This window comes from Gimesia sp., assembly GCF_048262075.1.
Classification (GTDB): domain Bacteria; phylum Planctomycetota; class Planctomycetia; order Planctomycetales; family Planctomycetaceae; genus Gimesia.
The window spans coordinates 393,490-413,309 of sequence record NZ_JBLXFK010000005.1; the positions used below are offsets into that span (position 1 = coordinate 393,490).

General features: G+C 52.5%; 16 protein-coding genes. 7 read left to right on the forward strand and 9 right to left on the reverse strand.

The window, feature by feature from the left end; all coding sequences use genetic code 11:
* Positions 1–2: 2 nt before the first annotated feature.
* Positions 3–272 carry a hypothetical protein gene (locus ACN0YH_RS13295; RefSeq protein WP_417380052.1) on the forward strand — a complete coding sequence of 90 codons (270 nt, stop codon included), beginning with the start codon at positions 3–5 and terminating at the stop codon, positions 270–272.
* Between the two features lie 430 nt (positions 273–702).
* Positions 703–1,908, forward strand: coding sequence for a hypothetical protein (locus ACN0YH_RS13300; protein ID WP_417380053.1), 1,206 nt, complete (start codon positions 703–705; stop codon positions 1,906–1,908).
* 44 nt (positions 1,909–1,952) lie between these two features.
* Here the strand turns inward: ACN0YH_RS13300 and ACN0YH_RS13305 are convergent, their stop codons facing one another.
* From ACN0YH_RS13305 to ACN0YH_RS13330, 6 genes are all read right to left on the reverse strand, one after another.
* Positions 1,953–3,056, reverse strand: a complete 1,104-nt coding sequence (locus ACN0YH_RS13305; RefSeq protein ID WP_417380054.1) for a zinc-binding dehydrogenase — start codon at positions 3,054–3,056, stop codon at positions 1,953–1,955.
* Positions 3,057–3,219: 163 nt separating this feature from the next.
* The gene (gene phnW / locus ACN0YH_RS13310) at positions 3,220–4,350 is read right to left on the reverse strand and encodes a 2-aminoethylphosphonate--pyruvate transaminase (protein ID WP_417380085.1); all 1,131 of its coding nucleotides are present in this window, start codon (positions 4,348–4,350) and stop codon (positions 3,220–3,222) included.
* 1 nt (position 4,351) lies between these two features.
* Positions 4,352–5,158, reverse strand: a complete 807-nt coding sequence (phnX, locus tag ACN0YH_RS13315) for a phosphonoacetaldehyde hydrolase (protein ID WP_417380055.1) — start codon at positions 5,156–5,158, stop codon at positions 4,352–4,354.
* A complete protein-coding gene (locus tag ACN0YH_RS13320; protein WP_417380056.1) occupies positions 5,155–5,739 on the reverse strand; it encodes a phosphonate degradation HD-domain oxygenase in 585 nt (194 codons plus the stop codon). The genes phnX and ACN0YH_RS13320 overlap by 4 nt, the downstream gene beginning before the upstream one ends.
* Positions 5,729–7,081 (reverse strand): MFS transporter, encoded by a 1,353-nt coding sequence (locus ACN0YH_RS13325; protein ID WP_417380057.1) that lies wholly within the window; start codon positions 7,079–7,081, stop codon positions 5,729–5,731. The genes ACN0YH_RS13320 and ACN0YH_RS13325 overlap by 11 nt, the downstream gene beginning before the upstream one ends.
* The gene (locus tag ACN0YH_RS13330) at positions 7,081–8,253 is read right to left on the reverse strand and encodes a TIGR03364 family FAD-dependent oxidoreductase (protein WP_417380058.1); all 1,173 of its coding nucleotides are present in this window, start codon (positions 8,251–8,253) and stop codon (positions 7,081–7,083) included. Before ACN0YH_RS13330 ends, ACN0YH_RS13325 begins: the two co-directional genes overlap by 1 nt.
* 314 nt (positions 8,254–8,567) lie before the next feature.
* Between ACN0YH_RS13330 and ACN0YH_RS13335 the strand changes: the two genes are divergently transcribed.
* The gene (locus tag ACN0YH_RS13335) at positions 8,568–9,734 is read left to right on the forward strand and encodes a substrate-binding domain-containing protein (RefSeq protein ID WP_417380059.1); all 1,167 of its coding nucleotides are present in this window, start codon (positions 8,568–8,570) and stop codon (positions 9,732–9,734) included.
* 128 nt (positions 9,735–9,862) lie between these two features.
* Positions 9,863–11,290, forward strand: a complete 1,428-nt coding sequence (locus tag ACN0YH_RS13340; RefSeq protein WP_417380060.1) for a N,N-dimethylformamidase beta subunit family domain-containing protein — start codon at positions 9,863–9,865, stop codon at positions 11,288–11,290.
* A gap of 3 nt (positions 11,291–11,293) precedes the next feature.
* Here the strand turns inward: ACN0YH_RS13340 and ACN0YH_RS13345 are convergent, their stop codons facing one another.
* Entirely contained in the window at positions 11,294–11,866 is a 573-nt protein-coding gene (locus ACN0YH_RS13345) for a GNAT family N-acetyltransferase (RefSeq protein WP_417380061.1), read from the reverse strand.
* Positions 11,867–12,177: 311 nt separating this feature from the next.
* Between ACN0YH_RS13345 and ACN0YH_RS13350 the strand changes: the two genes are divergently transcribed.
* Positions 12,178–15,705, forward strand: coding sequence for a PVC-type heme-binding CxxCH protein (locus ACN0YH_RS13350; RefSeq protein WP_417380062.1), 3,528 nt, complete (start codon positions 12,178–12,180; stop codon positions 15,703–15,705).
* 29 nt (positions 15,706–15,734) lie between these two features.
* Here the strand turns inward: ACN0YH_RS13350 and ACN0YH_RS13355 are convergent, their stop codons facing one another.
* On the reverse strand, positions 15,735–17,423 hold the full coding sequence (locus ACN0YH_RS13355; protein ID WP_417380063.1) for a GH3 auxin-responsive promoter family protein: 1,689 nt from the start codon (positions 17,421–17,423) through the stop codon (positions 15,735–15,737).
* Between the two features lie 103 nt (positions 17,424–17,526).
* The gene (locus ACN0YH_RS13360) at positions 17,527–17,730 is read right to left on the reverse strand and encodes a small basic protein (RefSeq protein WP_145223733.1); all 204 of its coding nucleotides are present in this window, start codon (positions 17,728–17,730) and stop codon (positions 17,527–17,529) included.
* Between the two features lie 299 nt (positions 17,731–18,029).
* On the opposite strand from ACN0YH_RS13360, the gene ACN0YH_RS13365 reads away from it, so the two are divergent.
* Both ACN0YH_RS13365 and ACN0YH_RS13370 read left to right on the forward strand, forming a co-directional pair.
* On the forward strand, positions 18,030–19,565 hold the full coding sequence (locus tag ACN0YH_RS13365; RefSeq protein ID WP_417380064.1) for a sodium:solute symporter family protein: 1,536 nt from the start codon (positions 18,030–18,032) through the stop codon (positions 19,563–19,565).
* A 9-nt stretch (positions 19,566–19,574) separates the two neighbouring features.
* On the forward strand, positions 19,575–19,757 hold the full coding sequence (locus ACN0YH_RS13370) for a hypothetical protein (protein ID WP_417380065.1): 183 nt from the start codon (positions 19,575–19,577) through the stop codon (positions 19,755–19,757).
* The last annotated feature ends 63 nt before the right edge of the window (positions 19,758–19,820 follow it).

The following is a 19,820-nucleotide window of genomic DNA, read 5'->3' on the forward strand; positions in this document are numbered from 1 at the left end:
ACGTGGAATCGGAGCCCCCCGCTGAAACGGAAGAAAACAGACAGCAGCCAGCCGTTCCTGCGCCACAATTACCTGGCGAGCGGGAAAGTACTCCGGGGGAAGTCCGTGTACGGTTTGGCTTGTACGGTGCGGGAGTGATGATGGTGTTCTGCTTTTTGATCCAGGCCGTTTTCAATCTCACACCCAACCAGACCCAGCGGATTACCGAGCTGGGAATCCTGATGGGAATCGGCTTTGTGCTGGGCTGGGGCTTTGCCCGCATTCGCTTCTGATACCCATCCGGTTCCAGAACTGTCAAATTGTAAGAATTGCATAGCGACCCATTTTTACGTCAGATTTGCAATATCTACAAGCGGTTCATAGGCCTTTTTTTGCATCAACACTTCGGGAAATATATATTGTAAGTCTCTGTTTAGAAAAGACTTGCGTCCTGATTTTGTTGATGTTCACCTGTGGTGACTGGAAATTTCTCTTCTCATTGGCCCTGCGTTTGCAATACACTTCCCGTACTTGAGATGACCCCCGCGTCTGAATGGAATTCACCGACGATCATTTCAAGTCACTGGAACTTCAGGTTCCACCACGATCAAATCTCAAACCCCAAATTCGAGTGATCGACCCAACTATCCCGTTACAATCAATCGCTGAGTTTGTCAGCCACAGACCCGCATCTGTGGCTGCAACAAAAAGGATCAAGAGGGCATGGAAGCTCAACTTAGTCGCTGTCTCGTATTATTCCTGGCTTCATTCATCTCGCTGGGTGCTTCTTACAAAACTCCCAACTTCGTCACACATGCCCCGTCCGCGGAAGTCGCGAAACAGGTGGGGGATGCCGCTGAGATCTATCGTAAGGAACTGGCCATCACCTGGCTGGGGCACGAACTTCCCAACTGGTTTGCTCCCTGTCCCATCAAAGTCAAAGTCGGTAATTATGGTGCCGGCGGTGCGACGACCTTCTCGTTTGACGGCGGCGAAGTCTTTGGCTGGAACATGGAGATCCAGGGGTCTCTGGAACGCATCCTGGATTCCGTCTTGCCTCACGAAGTCAATCATACGATCTTTGCCTGTCACTTTCGTCGGCCATTGCCTCGCTGGGCCGATGAAGGGGCAGCAACCATTGTGGAACACGAATCAGAAAAACGACGTCAACGTCTGCTGAATCGCCAGGTGATGGGAACCAATAAACGGATTCCCCTCAGAAACCTGCTGTCGATGACTGAATACCCGTCTGAAATGCAACAGGTTCTGACTTTGTATGCAGAAGGCTATTCCCTGGCAGATTACCTGCTGCAGACTGGTGGCAAAAAACGCTACCTGATGTTTCTGGAAGATGCTCACAAAAATGGCTGGGACGAAGCAATTGCCAAAATGTATAAAATCAAAAACGTCGAAGCTTTGGAACAACGCTGGGGCAGCTGGATTATGGCAGGCAGCCCGGCCTTGAATCTGCCAGCCGGTCAACAGTTGGCTGCAACAGAACCAAAACAGCCATCAGCGGTTGATAACAAAGATTTCGTGATTCGCTCACAGAGCCCCGATCAGGTGGAAACCGACTTTGCCTCGGAGCTGCCCGGACAGACCGAGCTGGCCAGTGTGGAATCGAACGAAGAGTTTCAGCGTCAATCACGCCCTCTGCCGATTGAATCACGCATTCCCTTCAGCGGTCGAGCACCAGAAAAAAGACGCGTGCAGGAGTCGGTTGCCTTCGTACCGGAAGCGAAGCGTTTGCCTCGCACCTCGCTGCATCAGGATTCATCGTCTGCTTCAAGAACACGACCTCAACAACCAGTGGGACGGTCTGCACAACCAATGCGAGCCCAGCAGCGACCGGGGACCCGTTACAACCGCGGAGCAAGTCCTGCCCGAGGGGGTATTGATCTGGGGCAATCTGCCGAGATTGATTTCTGAAATTACGGGAGATCGTAATCCTGGTAACTCAACCTGCTGAAAAATCAGGAAGCCGGTTCAGGCAGGACAGCAACACGATACGAGCGACGGTGAGCCGATTCTTCAAAAGCCGCTTTGATTTCACTCAGTGGAAAGACTTGCTCGCAGAGTCGGGAAAAGGGATATTGGTTCTGGAAGCGTTCCAGGAAATTCAAGGCGTTAGCCAGATCCAGGTCCACGTAATTATGAATGCCTTCGATACGCAGTAATCGTCGAACAATCGTTTCTGCCGAAAGCTGGACCGGACGTGCTGGATAAACGGATCCCACAAGGATCATGGCGCCACCGATTGCCAGCGCTTCCAGCCCACTCTCGATGACATCGGGGGCTCCCGTCATATCGAATACGAGATCCACACCGCGTCCTTCTGTCAGATGCAGAATTTCCTGATGCAGTGGCTGTTCTTTTTTTCCCAGCAATGCATGCCGGGCACCGAATTCCAGGCTGCGTCGGACGCGTTCCGGGTCAATATCGGTTACCAAGATCTTGTCCGCGTTTTTAGCATGGGCGACCGCGGAAGCCGTGACTCCCAGCATGCCCGCTCCCAGAATGAGAACCGTTTTATCCTGGATGTCGCCTGCCAGGCGGAACGCCGCCATGACAGTCGCAGTGGCACAGTTCGCCGGGCTGGCAATCAGATCGGGCAGCGATTCGGGGACTTTAAAAATAGTCGTGCCTTCGACCAGATGGCAGTGACTGGCCAGGCCGCCACTCAGATAATTCTGCTCGTCCAGCCGCTGGTGACCGTACTTGAAGAGCTGCTTACATTTCTGTGTCAGCCCGCGTTTGCAGAATTCACATTTTTTGCAGGAGACCGCGACCGACCAGGTGATCCGGTCGCCGAGTTCCACCGGACGTTCCAGAAAATCTTTGACCGTGTATTCGGGATGCATATCGACCACACGTCCGACCATTTCATGTCCCAGGATGGTTGGACAAGGGGTAGAACGTGTCCCTTCGAAGGTATGCAGGTCACTTCCACAGATTGTGCAACACAAAATCTCAACCAGTACTTCACCCGGTTTCAATTGAGGTCGGTCGACTTGGGTATATTCTAACTTTTGATCATCGTCCTGCAGGATGATCGAAGTACATTGATCACTCATCATAAGACACTAAGACTGTTGACAGATAATACGATCTGAATGAACTACTTTTCAGATAGATGAATTTTGAGACAAACACAATTTTATACGTGACGAATAGAAATGTTATCATTTTTATAAACGGCAAACCGGTAAACGGAAAGTGTACGATTTGTTTTTTTCGGAGCTACTGAACTGTTGGGTTTTCTACACGCACACCCATTCCATTGAGCGTCTGTTCAATCTGGTCTACCAGGTCCAGGATGTCTGCCGGGAAGACGTGCCCAATATTGCCGATCCGGAATGTATCTGCCTGGCTGATTTTGCCCGGATAAATCACATAGCGTCGTTGTTTTAATTCATCATAAAACTGGTTGAACTCGAATGCGGGACTCTCAGGATAATAAAATGAGGTGATGATCGGCGACTGCAGTTCCCTTGGCAGCAGAGTCTGTAAGCCTCGTTTCTGCATTTCTGCGACCAGCGTTGTCTGATTTTCCTGATACCTCGCATGTCTGGCAGAAATCCCCCCTTCCGCGTCCAGTTCATTCAGCGCCTGCAGGAAAGCATTGACGACATGCGTGGGTGACGTGTAACGCCATTTACCACCCTTGTGTTCCATTTCATACCACTGGTCATACAGATCCAGACTCAAAGATCGCGCCAGGCCTTTGGTCTGTTCGAGTTTTTTTTGATTCGCGATCACAAATCCGAAACCGGGCACACCCTGAATACACTTGTTGGCCGACGAAATCAGGTAATCCACATGATCGTCTTCCATGGAAAGTGGAATGCCTCCGAAGGATGACATGGCATCGAGGATGTAATCCTTCCCGGTGGCGTGCACCAGTTGGCCGACTTCCCGGGCAGCGTTGATCATGCCGGTTGTTGTTTCGCAGTGCACCATGGCCACATGCGTGATATCGGAATCAGCGGCCAGCGTCGCGCGGATCTGATCCAGATCGGGAGGTTGTGTTTCAGAGAATGCCAGTTCCTGCAGGGGGATCTTCAGGCAACGGGCGATTTGAGCAATCCGGCTGCCATATGCACCGTTGGAAATCACCAGCAGTTTTCCATCAGGTGGAATGACCGATCCGATGGTTGCTTCGACAGAAAACGTGCCGCTGCCCTGCATCAAGACTGCCGTGTAAGCGTCGGAATCCGTCGCCAGGCGTACCAGTCGCTCGCGTATTTCCATCACGCGCTGGTTGTAATCCACGTCCCAGGTTGAGTAGTCGGCCAGCATGGCCTCGCGTACCGTGCGGGTGGTGGTCAAAGGGCCGGGGGTGAGTAACAGGTAGGGAATGTCCGCGTCCATTTCAGTTTTCTCTCGCATTTAGTTGTTCAATAATGCCAGGTAAGCCTTGCAGTGTGGGAATGACAAAGTGTGCGCCGGCGTTTTTGAGTTTGGTTTCTGCGATTGCTAATCGATCCGCTTTCTGTTCATCACTTAAGGCAGCAAATTCAGCAACGGTCAGGCCGACCTCACTACCTGTCTGTGTCAGGCCGACGGTCCATGTACCCGCATTCAAACCGGCTTCGATATCGGGCACGGTATCGCCCACCTTAACAACGGATGCAGGCGGAAAGACGCCCAGTGCTTCCATGTTGCGATAGATCATCCAGGGAGCAGGCCGGCCTGCGGGGACTTCGTCAGCACACATACTGAAGTCGGGCGAGTATCCCTGTGCCCGAGCTGCCTCCAGAACCGGGTCCGCCACAATCCGTGGGTAACCGGTGGTGGAGCCGATTTTGATTCCCCGATCTCTTAAAATCGAAATCGTTTCACACAGGCTGGGAACCAGGTCGGTAAACAGTTTTGCTTCTTCGATCTGCAGCGGCATAAAAGTTTCGTAGATGTGTTTGACATCGTCTTCGGTCCAGGCACGCTGGTGGAGCGATTCCCATTGCGCGGCGATCTCTTCCAGTTGAAACAGGCTGCGAATGTGATCCTGCTTATGCAGGCCCATCGGGCCGCGCGCCTGCTGTGGTGTCAGATCCACGCCACACGCTTTGAAGGCTTTGATAAAGGCTGAGATCGGGGCAAAGCAGCCATGATCAATCGTGGTGCCGGCCCAGTCGAAAATCACAAGTTTGATCGTTTCAGGTTTCATAATTTCTTTCATTCACCAGGATCCGGAGTCTGCTGCTGCAGGACTCTCCGGACATAAATTAAAAAATACTCGAGTTCGGGGGTTTCAAAGTCCGGGACTTTAGCGGCTTCATCCCAGTTGCGCAAACGCAATGCGGCCTGCGACCAGGGATTGTGTTCGAACTCCGTCTGTTCCGCGGAGTCAAAGGGGCCTCCCTGTAACTGCAGGCTCAGCACCGATGCAGGAGAAAGCCGGGATGCATATTCCGCATCGGTGGCACAGCGGTAGCGTTTGGCAGCAACGTGCAGCCGAATGGGTTCAGTTACCTCTTTCGGAAAGTAGCGAACCAGCCATTGCGCGCCAATGCGCTCATGCAGATCATCAATGCCCTGGGTCGCGCAGTGTTCGTCGTGTTGATGGAGCAGATGACCAATGTCATGCAGTAATGCAGCCACGATCAGTTCCGCAGACTCACCCGCCTGTTCGGCTGCGAATGCTGCCTGCAGCGCGTGTTCTGTCTGTGAGATTGCTTCGCCGGCATACATGCCGGCCCCTTTTTCCTGAAAACGCTGTCGTATTTCAGCGATGATCGCAGCTGGATTATCAGGGGGCATCCGGATCCTCCCAATCAGGTTCCGTGGGTAAGAGTTGCGCGAGGTTCATCTGCCGTTCCTGAATGCGCCAGTAGATCAGACCGGCAATGACAGCGGTGCAGCAGATTCCCGCCAGCCCGCCAAACGCCATTTTCCAACCATAATATTCCGCAATCATTCCGACCGTGTGACCCGAAAGTATCGCCCCCAGGTAACCGGCGGAATCGACGAGCCCGGCTACGGTCGAACAGCCCCGTTTTCCGCCGAGGTCAATCGCCATCACTCCCGACAGAAACGAATAAGGGGCCATCAGAAAAAAGGCGACCAGCGATAGCAGCGTGAGTGCCAGATACGGTTTGCCCGAGACGTCAATGGTAGTCAATAAGATCAGTGACAGGACCAGCAGAATGAGACTGGGTAGTACGACACGCCCGTGTCTCCCTTTAAGGCGATCCGAAGTGACTCCGGCCAGCAGGGCAGAACAACCTCCTACCAGCGGAAACAGCATGCTGCCTACCGCGGCCTGGCCAATATCAAATTTTGCGACTTCATTCAGGAAGGTGGGGGTCCAGAAGTTAAAGGTTTCGCGAACCAGGGTCAGGCTGAAATTCATGATGCAGATCAGCCAGAACAGCGGACTGGCGAACAACGGTTTAAGCACATCCCCGATAGAGATCCGCTGCGCATGGTTTCCTTCTGCCCCATACACGTTCAGTGGATTTGCTTCCGGTTCTTCCAGGCCGACATCAACGGGGCTGGACTTCAAACTGAAATAAACAAAGACGGTAATCAGTCCCAGTGTGCCGGCGGCGATGAAAAAGACGGTACGCCAGTCGGCCAGAAAACTGAACGAGGTATCGCGTTCTCCCAGCATGATCAGGCTGCCCAGATAGACGCGGGCAAATGCATCGCCGAACAGAAACGAAAGTGAGAGGACAGCCATCACGGTTGCATGCCATGGTACGGGAAACCAGCGCGAGGCAGTTTTCACGAGCGCCACCCAGCCCATCGACTGAAAAAATCGGTTGCCGGCCCAGATGATTACGAACAGGGTTAACCCACCTGCCAGACCGAACCAGATGGAAAACAGGACAGACGCGATCATGCCTGTCAGGAACATCAGTCGACCGCCGAGAAAATCCGCCAGGTAACCGTTAATGATTTTTCCGATGGCATACAACATCACCCCGACGGAGGCAACAGTGCCAATATCAACTTTGGTGAGCCCGACGCCTTCGTATTCCTTGAGCAGCAGCGGTGTTGCGACGGCCAGGTTGGAGCGGCAGATGTAATAGCCGACATAACCCAGAAACAGACTCAGCAGAGTCATGATTTGCCAGTTTCGATTCGGATGCTTCGACATTATGCGCGACTTTTTGAAAGAGAGAGTTGGCCGATATTTTCTTTTGCGAGTCCCGGGCCAGTGGTCATTCCCTTGCCGCCGATCCCCGTGACCAGGTGGATTCGGTCATCAAGTGTCTGCTGGAACAGCCCTGCGGACTTTTCTTCAGTATAAATACCACACCAGCGATCAATCACCTGAAAGTCGAGTTTGACGAACATCTTTCGCGCATAATTAATGATCTGCGATTCCACCTCGGCTGACAGAAACTCGGTAGGCGGGTCGGACGAGTAAGCATGTGAATCGCCGAGAATGAATTCGTTATGCTGATTTTGAGTGATCCAGATCTGAATGCCCAGGTCCTGCAGAACCGGGTCAGGAACAGGCAGGGAGATACCCTGTAAAAATTGTGCATTCATAAATGCGGGATAACGCGTAAGCGCGATGGGAGACGCGATACTTGTTCCCAGTGTACGGTTTTCGGGATTGGAGAGTTTCAGCATCTGCAGTTTGCAGTACTGCAGGTTCCGCGTGATATAGATATCTGGGAACAGAGTCTGCAGATCGGCACCGGAACAGACAAAAACATGGTTCGCCTGAAATTCTCTACCAGAAGATGTTCTGACATGGCTGTGGCTGGCCTGTGGGACTACAGAGATCGCCGTGGTGTTCGGTAGATAATCACAGTCTGACGTACACGCGATCCAGTTGATCAAGGCACGAAAAAACTGATCGGGATCCAACTGCAGATCCTGTGGAAAAAACAGACTGCCCTGGCAGAATTCCGGATTCAGGCAACAGCTGGAACGAACAGTTTCTTCTGCGGTATAGAATTCCGCCGAACAGAGGGAGTCTCCACAGGACAGTGCCATCTGTCTCAGGAAGTCGGCCTCTGCTTCCGTGTGAGCCAGATACTGAGTCCCCGTGCGTCGCAACGGAACGCCGAGTAACTTGGAGAGTTCAGAATAGATTTCACAGGAAGCGATCGCCCGGTCGCGCCAGCGTCCTGGAGGCATGGCGCTGGGAATGATTAAGCCGAAGTTACGTACGGAGGCCTGTTGGGGAAATACATTCCGTTCGATCAGTAGCGTCTTGAAACCCTGACGCATGGCGAAGTACGCATGAAAGGCGCCCAGGACACCGCCGCCAATCACAATGACGTCGTATTCACTCGAGTAAGTTTGAGTTGACATGGTTTCAGGAACAGGGTGAGTGTTGAAAGATCGGGACAGGCCTGACACGCGGTTGCCTGGTAACAGAAATCAATCCCGCTGGCAGTCTGGCGGGAAGAACAGGAGAAACTTCCCGCCAGACTTATCGCAAGCTTCATTGTACAAGGAAAAGTATCGATGAATTTTTTCAAAATACAATGACAAAATACGCAGTATAATTGATAATATTTACATCACCTTCATCGCATCTTTAAGATCCGTAAACCGGCAAAAGCTATGATACAGGTCTTGAATGACCGGCTCCCTCTGGTTTGCTTAAACAGAAATGAATTCCCGTGAGATTTCCCGAACGACGCAAAATCGCATTACTCGTACAGACTTCCAGTGACTGGAGCCGCCAGATCATTCAAGGTATCGCCGATTATGCACTCGAACAGGGGGGCTGGGATTTCTGGATTGAATTCCGTGGATTGCAGGAACAACTGCGATTGCCCGCTTCCTGGAACGGGCATGGAACGATCTGTCGACTGACCGATGCTCGCATTCAGCAATCGATCCTGCGGCGGAAATTGCCCGCGGTGAATGTGTCGTGGCTGGGTAAGCATTCCGCCAAAATTCCCAAAGTGGTTTCCGATGAGCGGGCCTGTGCCCGACTCGCCGCGGACTTCTTTCTGCAGAAAGGATTTCGTTCCTGTGGCTATATCGGTCCTGATCCGACACTGAAGTATCTGCCGACGATCGAGAAAGAGTATCAGGCAATCATAGAGCAGGGGGAAGGGACCTGTTTTCATTTTCCCTATTATGAACTGACGAAAGAAGATGATTATGAAAAACAGCAGAAACGTTTGAAGGAGTGGTTGCGGGAACTTCCTAAGCCGGTGGCGCTATTGGTCTGGTCGAGCAAGGTGGGCCGCGAAGTTGCGACCGTATGCGTGAATCATCATCTGGAAATTCCTGATCAGGTGGCAATCCTCAGCATCGAACATGATCCCCTGATGTCGGCACTCTCTCCCGTGCCTCTCTCCTGTATCAATCAGGCGCCCCATGTGGTGGGTTACGAAGCAGCACAACTGCTGGATCAACTGATTCAAGGAGAGTCGCCGCCGGTAGAACCGATCCTGATTCCTCCCCTGTCGATTGAAGAACGTGCTTCGACCGATACACTGTTCGCTGATGATGATCTGGTCCGTGAAGCGATTCAGTTCATCCGTCAGCATGCGCAGGAAGCCTTGCAGGTTTCCGATCTGACTGATCAGCTGAATGTCTCGCGTCGAATCCTGGAGCACCGTTTTCAGAAAGCCCTGCATCGTTCCCCGGCGGCAGAAATTCGTCAGGAAAAGTTAAAACGAATTCTCAAGCTGCTGCAGGAAACGAATCTGACGATCTCGCAAATTGCCTCCCGCTGCGGGTTTCAGCATCAGGAAGCCATGATCCGCATGTTCGGTCGTGTAATGGGGATGTCACCCCGCGAATATCGGCAGCAGAATCGTAGTCGTTCATGAATCTCAGAGCACGGGTTTGACCGTGATTTCTTTGTGCCGGAATAGCAAGCACTTCCCGGTCCTGTTAGGATCAGTAGAACAGATTCCACTGATTCATAACCAGCTCAACTGACTTTAGGAAGACGACGATGATTTCATGTTGCTTGAGACTATTTCTGACGGCGCTGATTGCTGGCATGCTGACGTCTCCGCTGGCTGCAGCCGACGATGATGCCGGTTCGATTTTTATCGAAGGTTACACCAGTCAGCTGAGCTATCAGCCTGGTGAGAAGGTCGCCTTTCATCTTTCCAGTTCTGAGCCGCAGTACACCGTCGAAATTACCCGACTGGGACCGGAGCCTAAAACCGTATTCAAAGAGACCCGTAAGAACGGCGCTGCTTACCCCGTTCCCGAAAATGCCTCGTCGCATGGTTGTCAATGGCCAGCCGCGTTTGAGTTGGCCGTACCCGATTCCTGGCAGAGTGGATATTACAAAGTCCGGCTGTCAGTTGCCGATGGGGGCGGCAAGTTCATCCAGCGGAACAGGCGTACTGCGGAATCGAATCTGTTTTTTATCGTTCGGGCAAAGCAGCCGGGCAGCCAGACGAAGATTCTGATTCAACTGAGTACAAATACTTATAATGCGTACAACAACTGGGGGGGCTCCAGTCTTTACAGCTATCATGGACGGGCCAATCTGCAGGGACATCGTGTTTCCTTCAATCGTCCCCTGGCGGGACAGTTTGCCAACTGGGAACTGCCGTTTATTATCTGGGCAGAAAGTAACGGGTATCAGCTCGATTACGCTGCCAACAGTGATCTGGAATTTCATCCGGAACTTTTGAAACATTATCGCCTGGTGTTGAGTGTTGGCCATGATGAATACTGGTCGGCTCCGATGCGCGATCACCTGGAACAGTTTATCAGCCAGGGAGGGAACGTGGCGTTCTTCAGTGGCAACTCGGTCTGCTGGCAGGTGCGCAGTGAAGAGGACGGGCGGGCGCTGACCTGCTGGAAGCAATGGTTTAACCAGGATCCGCTGTTTCCGGATGGCGATCATCGCCTGTTATCGACACTCTGGAGTCATCACCTGGTGAACCGGCCTGAAAATCAGTTAACGGGCGTCGGCTTTCTATATGGCGGTTATCACAAGAGCCACGGGCAGTTTATGGATGGATCGGGTGCTTATAAAGTGCACCGTCCTGCACACTGGGTCTTTGAAAAGACCGGCATCAAACAGGGAGACGAATTTGGCGGCAAAGACAGCATTGTGGGATATGAGTGTGATGGCTGTCAGTTTGAGATGAAAGATGGTCTGCCCGTACCGACATGCAAGGATGGGACTCCTCGTACCTTTGAAATTCTGGCTTCCTGTCCGGCAAAATGGGCACCCGGCGACAGCCTGTGGTATGAGCGGTTTGAAAAAGAGCGCGTGGGGGCTGCAATTCTCGGGATGTATACTAACGGGGGAACCGTCTTCACGGTCGGCAGTACCGACTGGGCACATGGCTTGCGCGGGAAAGACCCGGTTGTACAGCAAGTGACGAAAAATATTCTGGACCGTCTGTCGAAATAAAGGTCAACCTGCCTTTAACGCGTCCCGTTCCTCTTTGGTAATCCGATACAGGACATGACGCGAGAGCGGATCGTCGCCTGGAATGGCAGGATGATCAAAGTTATCGATATAACTCATCCCGATTTTTTCCATCACCCGCCGCGAAGCCACATTAGCCGGGACGGTAAAAGACACGATCTCTTTAAGATTACAGTGTTTGAACCCAAAGTCCAGCGCTGCCTGTGCGCCTTCTGTCGCGTAACCCTGGTTCCAGAATGGAGCCGCCAGTCGCCAGCCAATCTCAACACAGGGTGTGAAATATGCAGTAAACTGAGGTACGGCCAGACCGATAAAACCGGCGAATGTGGCCTGATCTTTGAGCTCAACGGCCCAGAGACCAAAGCCATACTCCTGAAAATGCTGTTGATAGCGTTCAACCAGGTGGGCGCTTTCCTGGTAAGTCAGCGTCTCTGGATAATATTGCATGACCTTCCGGTCGGCATTCATCTCTGAGAAGGGGGCGATATCAGATTCACGCCACTGTCTCAGGATTAATCGAGAAGTTTCCAAGGTTTGTTTCTCCAAGGTGTTTCGCATCGCTACGGTTCTCTGTTTTTCTATTGTTGGGTTTCACTACGAACCTAACGTAAAATTGCTGAGAATATTTCAAGGAAAATTAATCTAATCGCAATTCAGCAGGTCAGACACCATATATACACCACATAATCGTTATCCCTGTTACTGAACGGACTCCAGTCATATTTCCGGCTGTAACACCAATTCAAACGTAATTCTTTGAAACAACATTGAATTCTGACACCTGCTCTGGTGAAATATATTAAGAACCTTAATTTTATTAATTCTTGATTAAGCAATACGGATGCAGTGTGTATTAGTGGAGTTTTTAAATGAATGTCTGTCGATTTGCGTTCCTGTTTCTCATGATCTGTTCGAACTTCGTTGGAAATCTGTCTGCTGCAGACCCCGATTCTCCGGCTGAGTTAGTGCAGGTTCCCGGTAACTGGGAGCAGCAGTTGGAAGGCAAGTACACTGATTATGACGGTTACGCCTGGTACCGCTGCTACGTCAAGGTCCCGGATAACTGGGCCGACATGACTGCGCGCCCTCTCTGGCGGGATTCGGTGACATTATCAATTGAAAAGCTGGCCGACGCGCATGAGCTGTTTATTAATGGAACCCGCATCGGGCAGATTGGCAGCTTCCCTCCCCAATATGAAACCGGTTATGAGAAATACCAGCGCTATAAAGTTCCGCCGGGAACTCTGAAACTGGGAAAGTACAACACGATCGCCGTTCGCGTTTATAATGCAGAAGGTCCGGGTGGCTTCCGTGGCGTGCCTCCAATTCTGGCAGGATATTTTCTGGAATGCGTGTTAAAAGGGGAATGGGAGTTTCTGGTCGGCGATAATCCCAAGTGGGCTCTGGCCGCCATTGCTGAAAAACCAGAACAGGCCGCCTATGATCAATTCACCCCCGCAACTTCGACCCTCAAACGCTCCAGCAAACTTTCTCCGGGGCGCAGACTGCTGCCGCACAAGTCAATGGAACTGTTTGAAGTAGACGCTGACATGCGCGTCGAACAGTTGCTGACTGAGCCGCTCATCGGGCAACCCTTGTTTATGAGCTTCGATGAACGGGGCCGCATGTGGGTCGTGCAGTATCGGCAGTATCCCTACCCGGCGGGGCTGAAGGTTTTGAGCCGTAACAAGTATTATCGCATGGAATTCGACCAGGTTCCGCCACCACCTCCCCATCATTTTCCCGGCAATGACCGGATTACGATTCACGAAGACACGAATGGCGACGGGAAATTTGACGATCATAAAGTCTTCGCCGGCGATCTGAATATCGCAACCTCCGTGGTCAAAGGGCGAGGCGGCGTCTGGGTACTCAATCCTCCTTACCTGATGTTTTATCCCGACAAAAATAACGACGACATTCCCGATGCGGATCCCGAAGTGCATCTGCGGGGCTTTGGAATTTCGGATACCCATTCTGCTCCCAACAGTCTGCAATGGGGGCCGGACGGCTGGTTATACATGGTGCAGGGAAGTAACGTCGTTTCGCATCTGAAAAACAGTGACAAAGCCGATGCGCCGGCAATCTACTGTGAAGGTCCTGCGATCTGGCGCTATCACCCGGAAACAAAACGTTACGAACTGTTCGCCGAAGGGGGCGGCAATGCCTTTGGTCTGGAAGTGGATGGTGAGGGACGTGTCTATTCGGGACATAACGGGGGAGGCACACGCGGTTTCTATTATGTTCAAGGCGGTTACTACGAAAAAGGAACGGAGCGCAAGTACGGCGATGTCAGTAATCCTTACGCGTTTGGTTTACTGCCTTTCATGAAACATGCTGCCACACCCCGCTTCAGCCATGCACTTGTGAAATACGAGGGGGATACACTGCCTGAAAAATATCGAGGCAATCTGCTGTCGGTGGATCCGCTGCATCAGTATCTGGTTTTCTCTGAAATCAAGCCGCTGGGTTCTACGTTTGAGACGGAAGATCTCAGCTTCCCGCTCCGCAGCACCGACCTGGGATTTCGGCCAATTGAAATTAAAGTGGGTCCTGACGGAGGCGTGTATGTGGCGGACTTCTATGAAGAGTTCATCGCGCATGGGCAACACTACCAGGGGCAGGTCGATCCTAATTCCGGTCGCATTTATCGTTTCCAGGCAAAAAAGGCGAAACCGCGTAAGATTGAGGATCTCAGCCAGAAAACCACACCCGAGTTACTGGAACTGCTCAAGCATCCCAATGAATGGCAGCGCAGGACTGCTTTAAGGCTGCTCGGCGATCGCAAAGATGCTTCAGCGATCCCTACACTCAAGAAGTGGATCAAAGAAAACGATGGTCAACTCGCGCTGGAAGCGTTCTGGGCATTGAATCTCTGTCAGGGTTTCGATGAGACAGTCGCAGAAACGACGTTGAAACATCCCCATCCGATGGTTCGCTTCTGGAGCGTGCGTTTGCTGGGGGATGACAAAGTGGTCTCCACCCATCTGGGGCAGGCTCTGATCGCGCTGGCAAAAGCGGAACCGAACGCCGAAGTCCGTGGACAGCTGGCAGCGACCGCGCGACGTTTGCCCGCAGAAGTCTGCCTGCCAATCGTGGCGGCACTTTCGAACTATGCAGAAGATGTCAACGACCGCCATCAACCGTTGATGGTCTGGTGGGCGCTGGAATCCAAAGTGAACTCTGATCGGGATCGGGTGATCGCGCTGTTCAAGAATCAGGAATTGTGGAATCGTCCGCTGATCAAGACGGCGATTCTGGAACGATTGATGCGTCGTTATGCAACCGCAGGCAGCCGCACCGATCTGATCTCCTGTGCGAAGCTCTTCGAACTGGCTCCCGATGAGGCCTCAAAGAAAACGCTGATGGCCGGTTTTGAGAATTCGTTCAAAGGGCGTTCATTGGCTGGTCTGCCGGAAGTACTGGTGAAATCACTCGCAGTTGCAGGAGGCGGATCTACGACGTTGCAGATGCGGTTGGGCAATCCGCGTGCGATTCAGATCGCATTAGATGCGATTAAGGTGCCGGGTAAAAATCAGGCACAGCTGGTGGAATATATCCAGGTTCTGGGTGAGTTACAGGAGCCGCAGGCATTGCCCGCGTTGCAGAAACTGTTGAGCACAACCAAAGTGCCCGACATACAGATTGGTTTACTGGTGGCATTGCAGAAATATAACAAGTCTCAAGTCGCGGAGACGATTTTGAACCGGTATTCAGATTTCAGCGAACCGGTGCGCGAAGTGGCCCAATCGACACTGATCAGCCGCAAAGCATGGACCCGCCAGTTGCTGGCTGCCATTGATACCGGCGAAATCAAAGCCGACACAATTCCCGCTGACCTGGTCCGCAAAATGACCATTCATCAGGATCAACAGATCGCGGAGCTGGTCAGTAAACACTGGAAGACGATCAAGGGGGCTTCCAATCAGCAGATGCAGGATCAGATAACCCGTATATCCAAACTACTGGGAACCGAGTCCAGCGATGTATACCATGGCAAAGAACTCTATCAGCAGAATTGTGCGAAATGCCATATCCTGTTTGGCGAGGGGAAACGGGTAGGCCCCGAACTGACACAATACAAACGCGATGATTCACTGCGGATGCTGATGCATATCGTCAATCCCAGCGCAGAAATCCGGGAAGGCTATGAAACGTATCTGGTGGTCACCGTGAATGGACTGGTCGTTTCCGGGTTCCTGTTTGACCAGGATCAGCAGATCGTGGTCATCCGGGGGGCCGATGGACAGAACGTGACGATCAAACGGGAAAACATTGATGAAATGATCAAGCAGCCCAAGTCACTGATGCCGGAAGGGTTGCTGGATAAACTAAGCGAGCAGGAGCTGCGCGATCTGTTCGGATTCCTGCGGAGCAGTCAGCCCGTATTCAAATAAAGGAAACATTCGCCTGTCTGGCAGGACGCTTAGCTGGAAAAGCACTGCAGGATCTGTTGTGCGTAATCGAGTTCGGGAATCAGACAGGGGTGCTTATATTGTTCGATGCTGCCGCCGAGCTTATTCTGTCGTTCCGCGGCAAACCGGCGCCAGGTGCCTGCTGTCAGTTTGCAGCAAACGGGGGCTGCCAGGCGACCGGACTGGCGTTTCTCAGCATACTCACAGTTGGTTTCCTGCAAACATCGGTCGAGTTGTTCCAGTAGAGCCGGGAGTTGCTCGTCCGACGACAGGGCCGACGCTTCAAACAGCAGTTGATAACGAGGGGGTTCTCCCCACTGGGGGATCAGGGTGTACTGACCGATTTCCAGTGACGTCTGTTCGATGGCATTTCGAACCGCATTAACAACCTGTGATTCCGTGATTTTTTCTCCGGTCAGATTGGAAATATGCGCGCCCTTGTGCAGAAACTCGAGCAGAGGAGTCTGGCTGTAAAACCCGGTGCAGCGGACGACATCACAGATATGATAACGGTACAAACCCGAGGGGGTGGTCAGCAGGATGAAATAATTGTGCCCCACTTCCAGTTGATCGGCGGTGAGGATATTCGAAGTCGTCAGTGGATCTTCGTCTGCGGGAACGAACTCGAAGAAGTGAGACGTGATATCCAGCACACCGGTAGAACTACCTGATTCGAGAGGAATCGTCATTCGTCCTTCGCTGGCGGAAAGCCCGTGATCGCGGACAGGGGGAGTGCCATAATAAGGGGCCAACTGTGACAGATACGCACCGGCGGAACCCCCCATCCAGACTGCCAGCAGGGACAGCCCGGGCCAGAAATCGCGGGGGTAGAGGTGCCCCGTGCGTTCAACAATGCGTTCCAGTTCGTGGGCGCGCGAACGGTTTTTGCGCTGGAGTTTCGATTGCAGAATTTTCAGAATCGCAGGCTCCACCGATGCGGCTCCCGTGAGTCGGCCCTCTGCGATGTCGCGGATCAGTGATTCGCGATGTTGATCTGCAAACTGCGCCAGATGCAGCAGAGTGCTCGGATTGGCGGTGGTGATCATACCAACTTCTCGATCAGCGATCGCGAGGCGCAGGGCGGTGTAGTATTTGAGGTGTGGGTCTTCAATCTGCGAGACTTCGCCGGGAACGGTATACAGGAGTTTGACGACCGGGCTCTGCATGGCGGCGACGAGGCCGCTGATATTGCCACAAGGAGTGCCGCCGGGTGTGCGGAACTTGTCAAAGTTACTCGAGAGCTGAACGATGTTCTGATACTTGAGTCTGGGAAAATCGTCGTAGGTCAGAATGCCCCAGTTCTGCCAGCCCTGGCGATAATCATTCAGGAACGGCTCTGTGATGGGAATGAATTTGGAATCCGCTGTGGTGCCACTGCTGAGGGTAAACATCAGCAGTCGGTTTGCGCCTCCCAGCAGTGCGGTCGTTTCGCCGTTTTTGACACGATCGATCCAGGGGCGAAAGCGTTCGTAATCGGAGACGGGAAAGCGGGTCTGGAAATCTTCGATTGTGCAGGAACCATCCAACTGCCACTCGCGGCTGAAATCACTGTCCGCGTTCAACTGCAGGATGCGCTGCAGGGTCTGCTGCTGGACTTCACGGCAGCGCGAGGTATGGGCAAGAAACGAATGGGCGGCCCGACGATAGCGTCGTCGTGTCAATGTGCCGCCGGCAGCCCGTAGCAGATTCAGGGCATGCATTCCTTGCTCCCCGGTCGATAATTGCTGCGCTTCAGAACAGGGGAACTGTGGAGGAGAGTCTGAAAACAGAAAGGGCTCTCCTCCCCCCTACAGAGACAGACGATTAATCTTCGTCTTCGTCTTTCTTCTTTTTCTTCTTCTTACCAATGGAAATCTTTTCGACGCGTACTTTGGGTAAACCGAGGGCACCCTGGCCTTCGACCCAGCGGTCTTCGAATTTCAACTTTTCGATACGTTCTGCCCGTTTTAACACGTTACGTGCACGGACCAGCGTACTTTTGCTCTTTAAACTTTTGTCGAGTGACACGGTGTCATCCCCTTTGTTAGATGTTATTTCGAAGACAGCCATTTACTATGGAAATTGACTGTCAAAACTGGCATAGTGGTGTATCGTTCGCAAGAAGCGCTGTAGTCAGCGGGCTGGTCAAACGGATTCTGGACCCGTGACGATTTGCGAAGCGACATATGGTAAATGGAATGGTCATTGATTGCAACCGCTGGTAAATGATTCCTTTCCGCTGTTTTTCGTGAAATTCCGATTTTCGTCGGTCAAACGAGGATCGAGGGGGCCCCGCCATTTCTCTTTACGATACAAATTTCACCCTATTGGACTGGTCGATCGTTGTCTGCTACCTGTTGTCATCGATCGTAATTGGTTTGTGGGCCAATCGTTACGTCGGAAACCTGTCTGATTACCTGGTCGCAGGCCGCAAACTTCGTATCCGGCTGGCCCTGGCGACCATGACGGGGACCGAACTTGGGCTGGTGACCGTCATGTATATGGCAGAACTCGGTTTTATCCAGCAGTATGCGTCTTTGTACCTGGCTTTTCTGGAAGCAGGGGCCGTACTGGTGATTGGACTGACCGGTTTTGTTGTGTATCGGCTGCGGGATTCCTCGATCATGACGATTCCCGAATATTACGAAAAACGCTATTCACAGTCAGTCCGTGTGGTAGGGGCCAGCGTGATGGTGGTTTCCGGTGTGCTCAATATGGGGCTGTTCCTGAAGGCGGGTTCCCAGTTTCTGACCGCGATTTCCGGCCTGCAGGATGAGATGTACCTCAAGCTGATCATGACCGGACTGTTATTGCTGGTACTGTTTTATACGGTACTGGGGGGAATGGTCTCCGTGGTCATTACCGACCTGATCCAGTTTCTGATCCTGGGAACCGGCATGGTCATTGTGACCGGTGTCGTCTTCTGGTCGATTGGCTGGGATGGGTTTTCTGCCATCGTGACCGAACAAAACGGTTATTTTGATCCCACCAATCCTGAGAACCCGTCCGGAAAAGGGGGCGGGATTGGCTGGCTGCAGATCATTCAAATGACCGTGGTAATCGGTTCCGCCGCCATGTTGTGGCCCACGAGCGCGGCACGGACTCTCTCCTGCCAGAGTGCGGCGGTCGCGCAGAGACTGTATACCTTGAGTTCGATCTCTTTTCTGGCGCGGCGGGCACTCCCCGTCTTCTGGGGGATTGGCACCTTTGCGTTTTTCGCGTCTCAACCTGAATTGTTCGCTGAATTTGAAGAGGCAGTGAAAACCAACAACTCAATCACATCTCTGTCGGCGATGCCTCTGTTTCTGGCGAAAGTTGTGCCTACCGGATTACTGGGGCTGGTGACAGCAGGCATGATTGCCGCGTTCATGTCGACACATGACAGCTATCTGCTCTGCTGGAGTGGCGTGATCACACAGGATATTGTTGCCCCCCTGACGGGCCCGATGAGTCAGCGTTCGCGAATTTTGGTAACCCGTATCGCGATTTTTGTGATTGGGGTGATGCTGTTGATCTGGGGTCTATGGTATGAAGTCAGCAGTGATTTATGGGGTTATCTGGCAGTAACGGGTACGGTTTACCTGGCAGGAGCGATTCCCACAGTGGTGGGAGGCCTGTACTGGAAGCGGGGAAGTCAGGCGGGTGCACTGGCAGCGATTCTGGGAGGCCTGCTGGGACTGTCTGCCATGGGACCTTGTGTGGAAACGATCAATTGCTGGTTCTCTTCAAATCTGAATGGAACCCATCTGACGCTGATTACATTTGCCTTTTCCGCAGTCGTGTATGTGCTGGGGTCACTGCTTTTACCGGATCAGCCTCGCGCGATGAATACCGCTTCGATCAATCCTGAAGCAGAGGTGTGAGAGATTAATATGTATACATGGATGACAATCTGGACGTTGCTGTTACTGATCAGTGGGGTGGCCTTTCTGGTGGTACTCGCTTACGTTTCGTATGGTGTGAAAGCCGAATTGCGGGACACCCTTAATGACCTGAAAGCCGATGTAAAGGAATCGCAGGCGCATGAGGAAATTCTGGATCGTCCTGTGGAATAGATGCCAGATCGTTGATGGTCTCGGCAGACCACCACTCGTCGTAAACCGATAAAAATTGCGGAT

Coding starts and splice junctions, on each gene's coding strand:
- ACN0YH_RS13300 (WP_417380053.1), top strand. CDS start 703: ATGGAAGCTCAACTTAGTCGCTGTCTCGTATTATTCCTGGCTTCATTC.
- ACN0YH_RS13350 (WP_417380062.1), top strand. CDS start 12,178: ATGAATGTCTGTCGATTTGCGTTCCTGTTTCTCATGATCTGTTCGAAC.
- ACN0YH_RS13320 (WP_417380056.1), bottom strand. CDS start 5,739: ATGCCCCCTGATAATCCAGCTGCGATCATCGCTGAAATACGACAGCGT.
- ACN0YH_RS13345 (WP_417380061.1), bottom strand. CDS start 11,866: ATGCGAAACACCTTGGAGAAACAAACCTTGGAAACTTCTCGATTAATC.
- ACN0YH_RS13355 (WP_417380063.1), bottom strand. CDS start 17,423: ATGCATGCCCTGAATCTGCTACGGGCTGCCGGCGGCACATTGACACGA.
- ACN0YH_RS13340 (WP_417380060.1), top strand. CDS start 9,863: ATGATTTCATGTTGCTTGAGACTATTTCTGACGGCGCTGATTGCTGGC.
- ACN0YH_RS13330 (WP_417380058.1), bottom strand. CDS start 8,253: ATGTCAACTCAAACTTACTCGAGTGAATACGACGTCATTGTGATTGGC.
- phnX (WP_417380055.1), bottom strand. CDS start 5,158: ATGAAAGAAATTATGAAACCTGAAACGATCAAACTTGTGATTTTCGAC.
- ACN0YH_RS13325 (WP_417380057.1), bottom strand. CDS start 7,081: ATGTCGAAGCATCCGAATCGAAACTGGCAAATCATGACTCTGCTGAGT.
- phnW (WP_417380085.1), bottom strand. CDS start 4,350: ATGGACGCGGACATTCCCTACCTGTTACTCACCCCCGGCCCTTTGACC.
- ACN0YH_RS13305 (WP_417380054.1), bottom strand. CDS start 3,056: ATGATGAGTGATCAATGTACTTCGATCATCCTGCAGGACGATGATCAA.
- ACN0YH_RS13370 (WP_417380065.1), top strand. CDS start 19,575: ATGTATACATGGATGACAATCTGGACGTTGCTGTTACTGATCAGTGGG.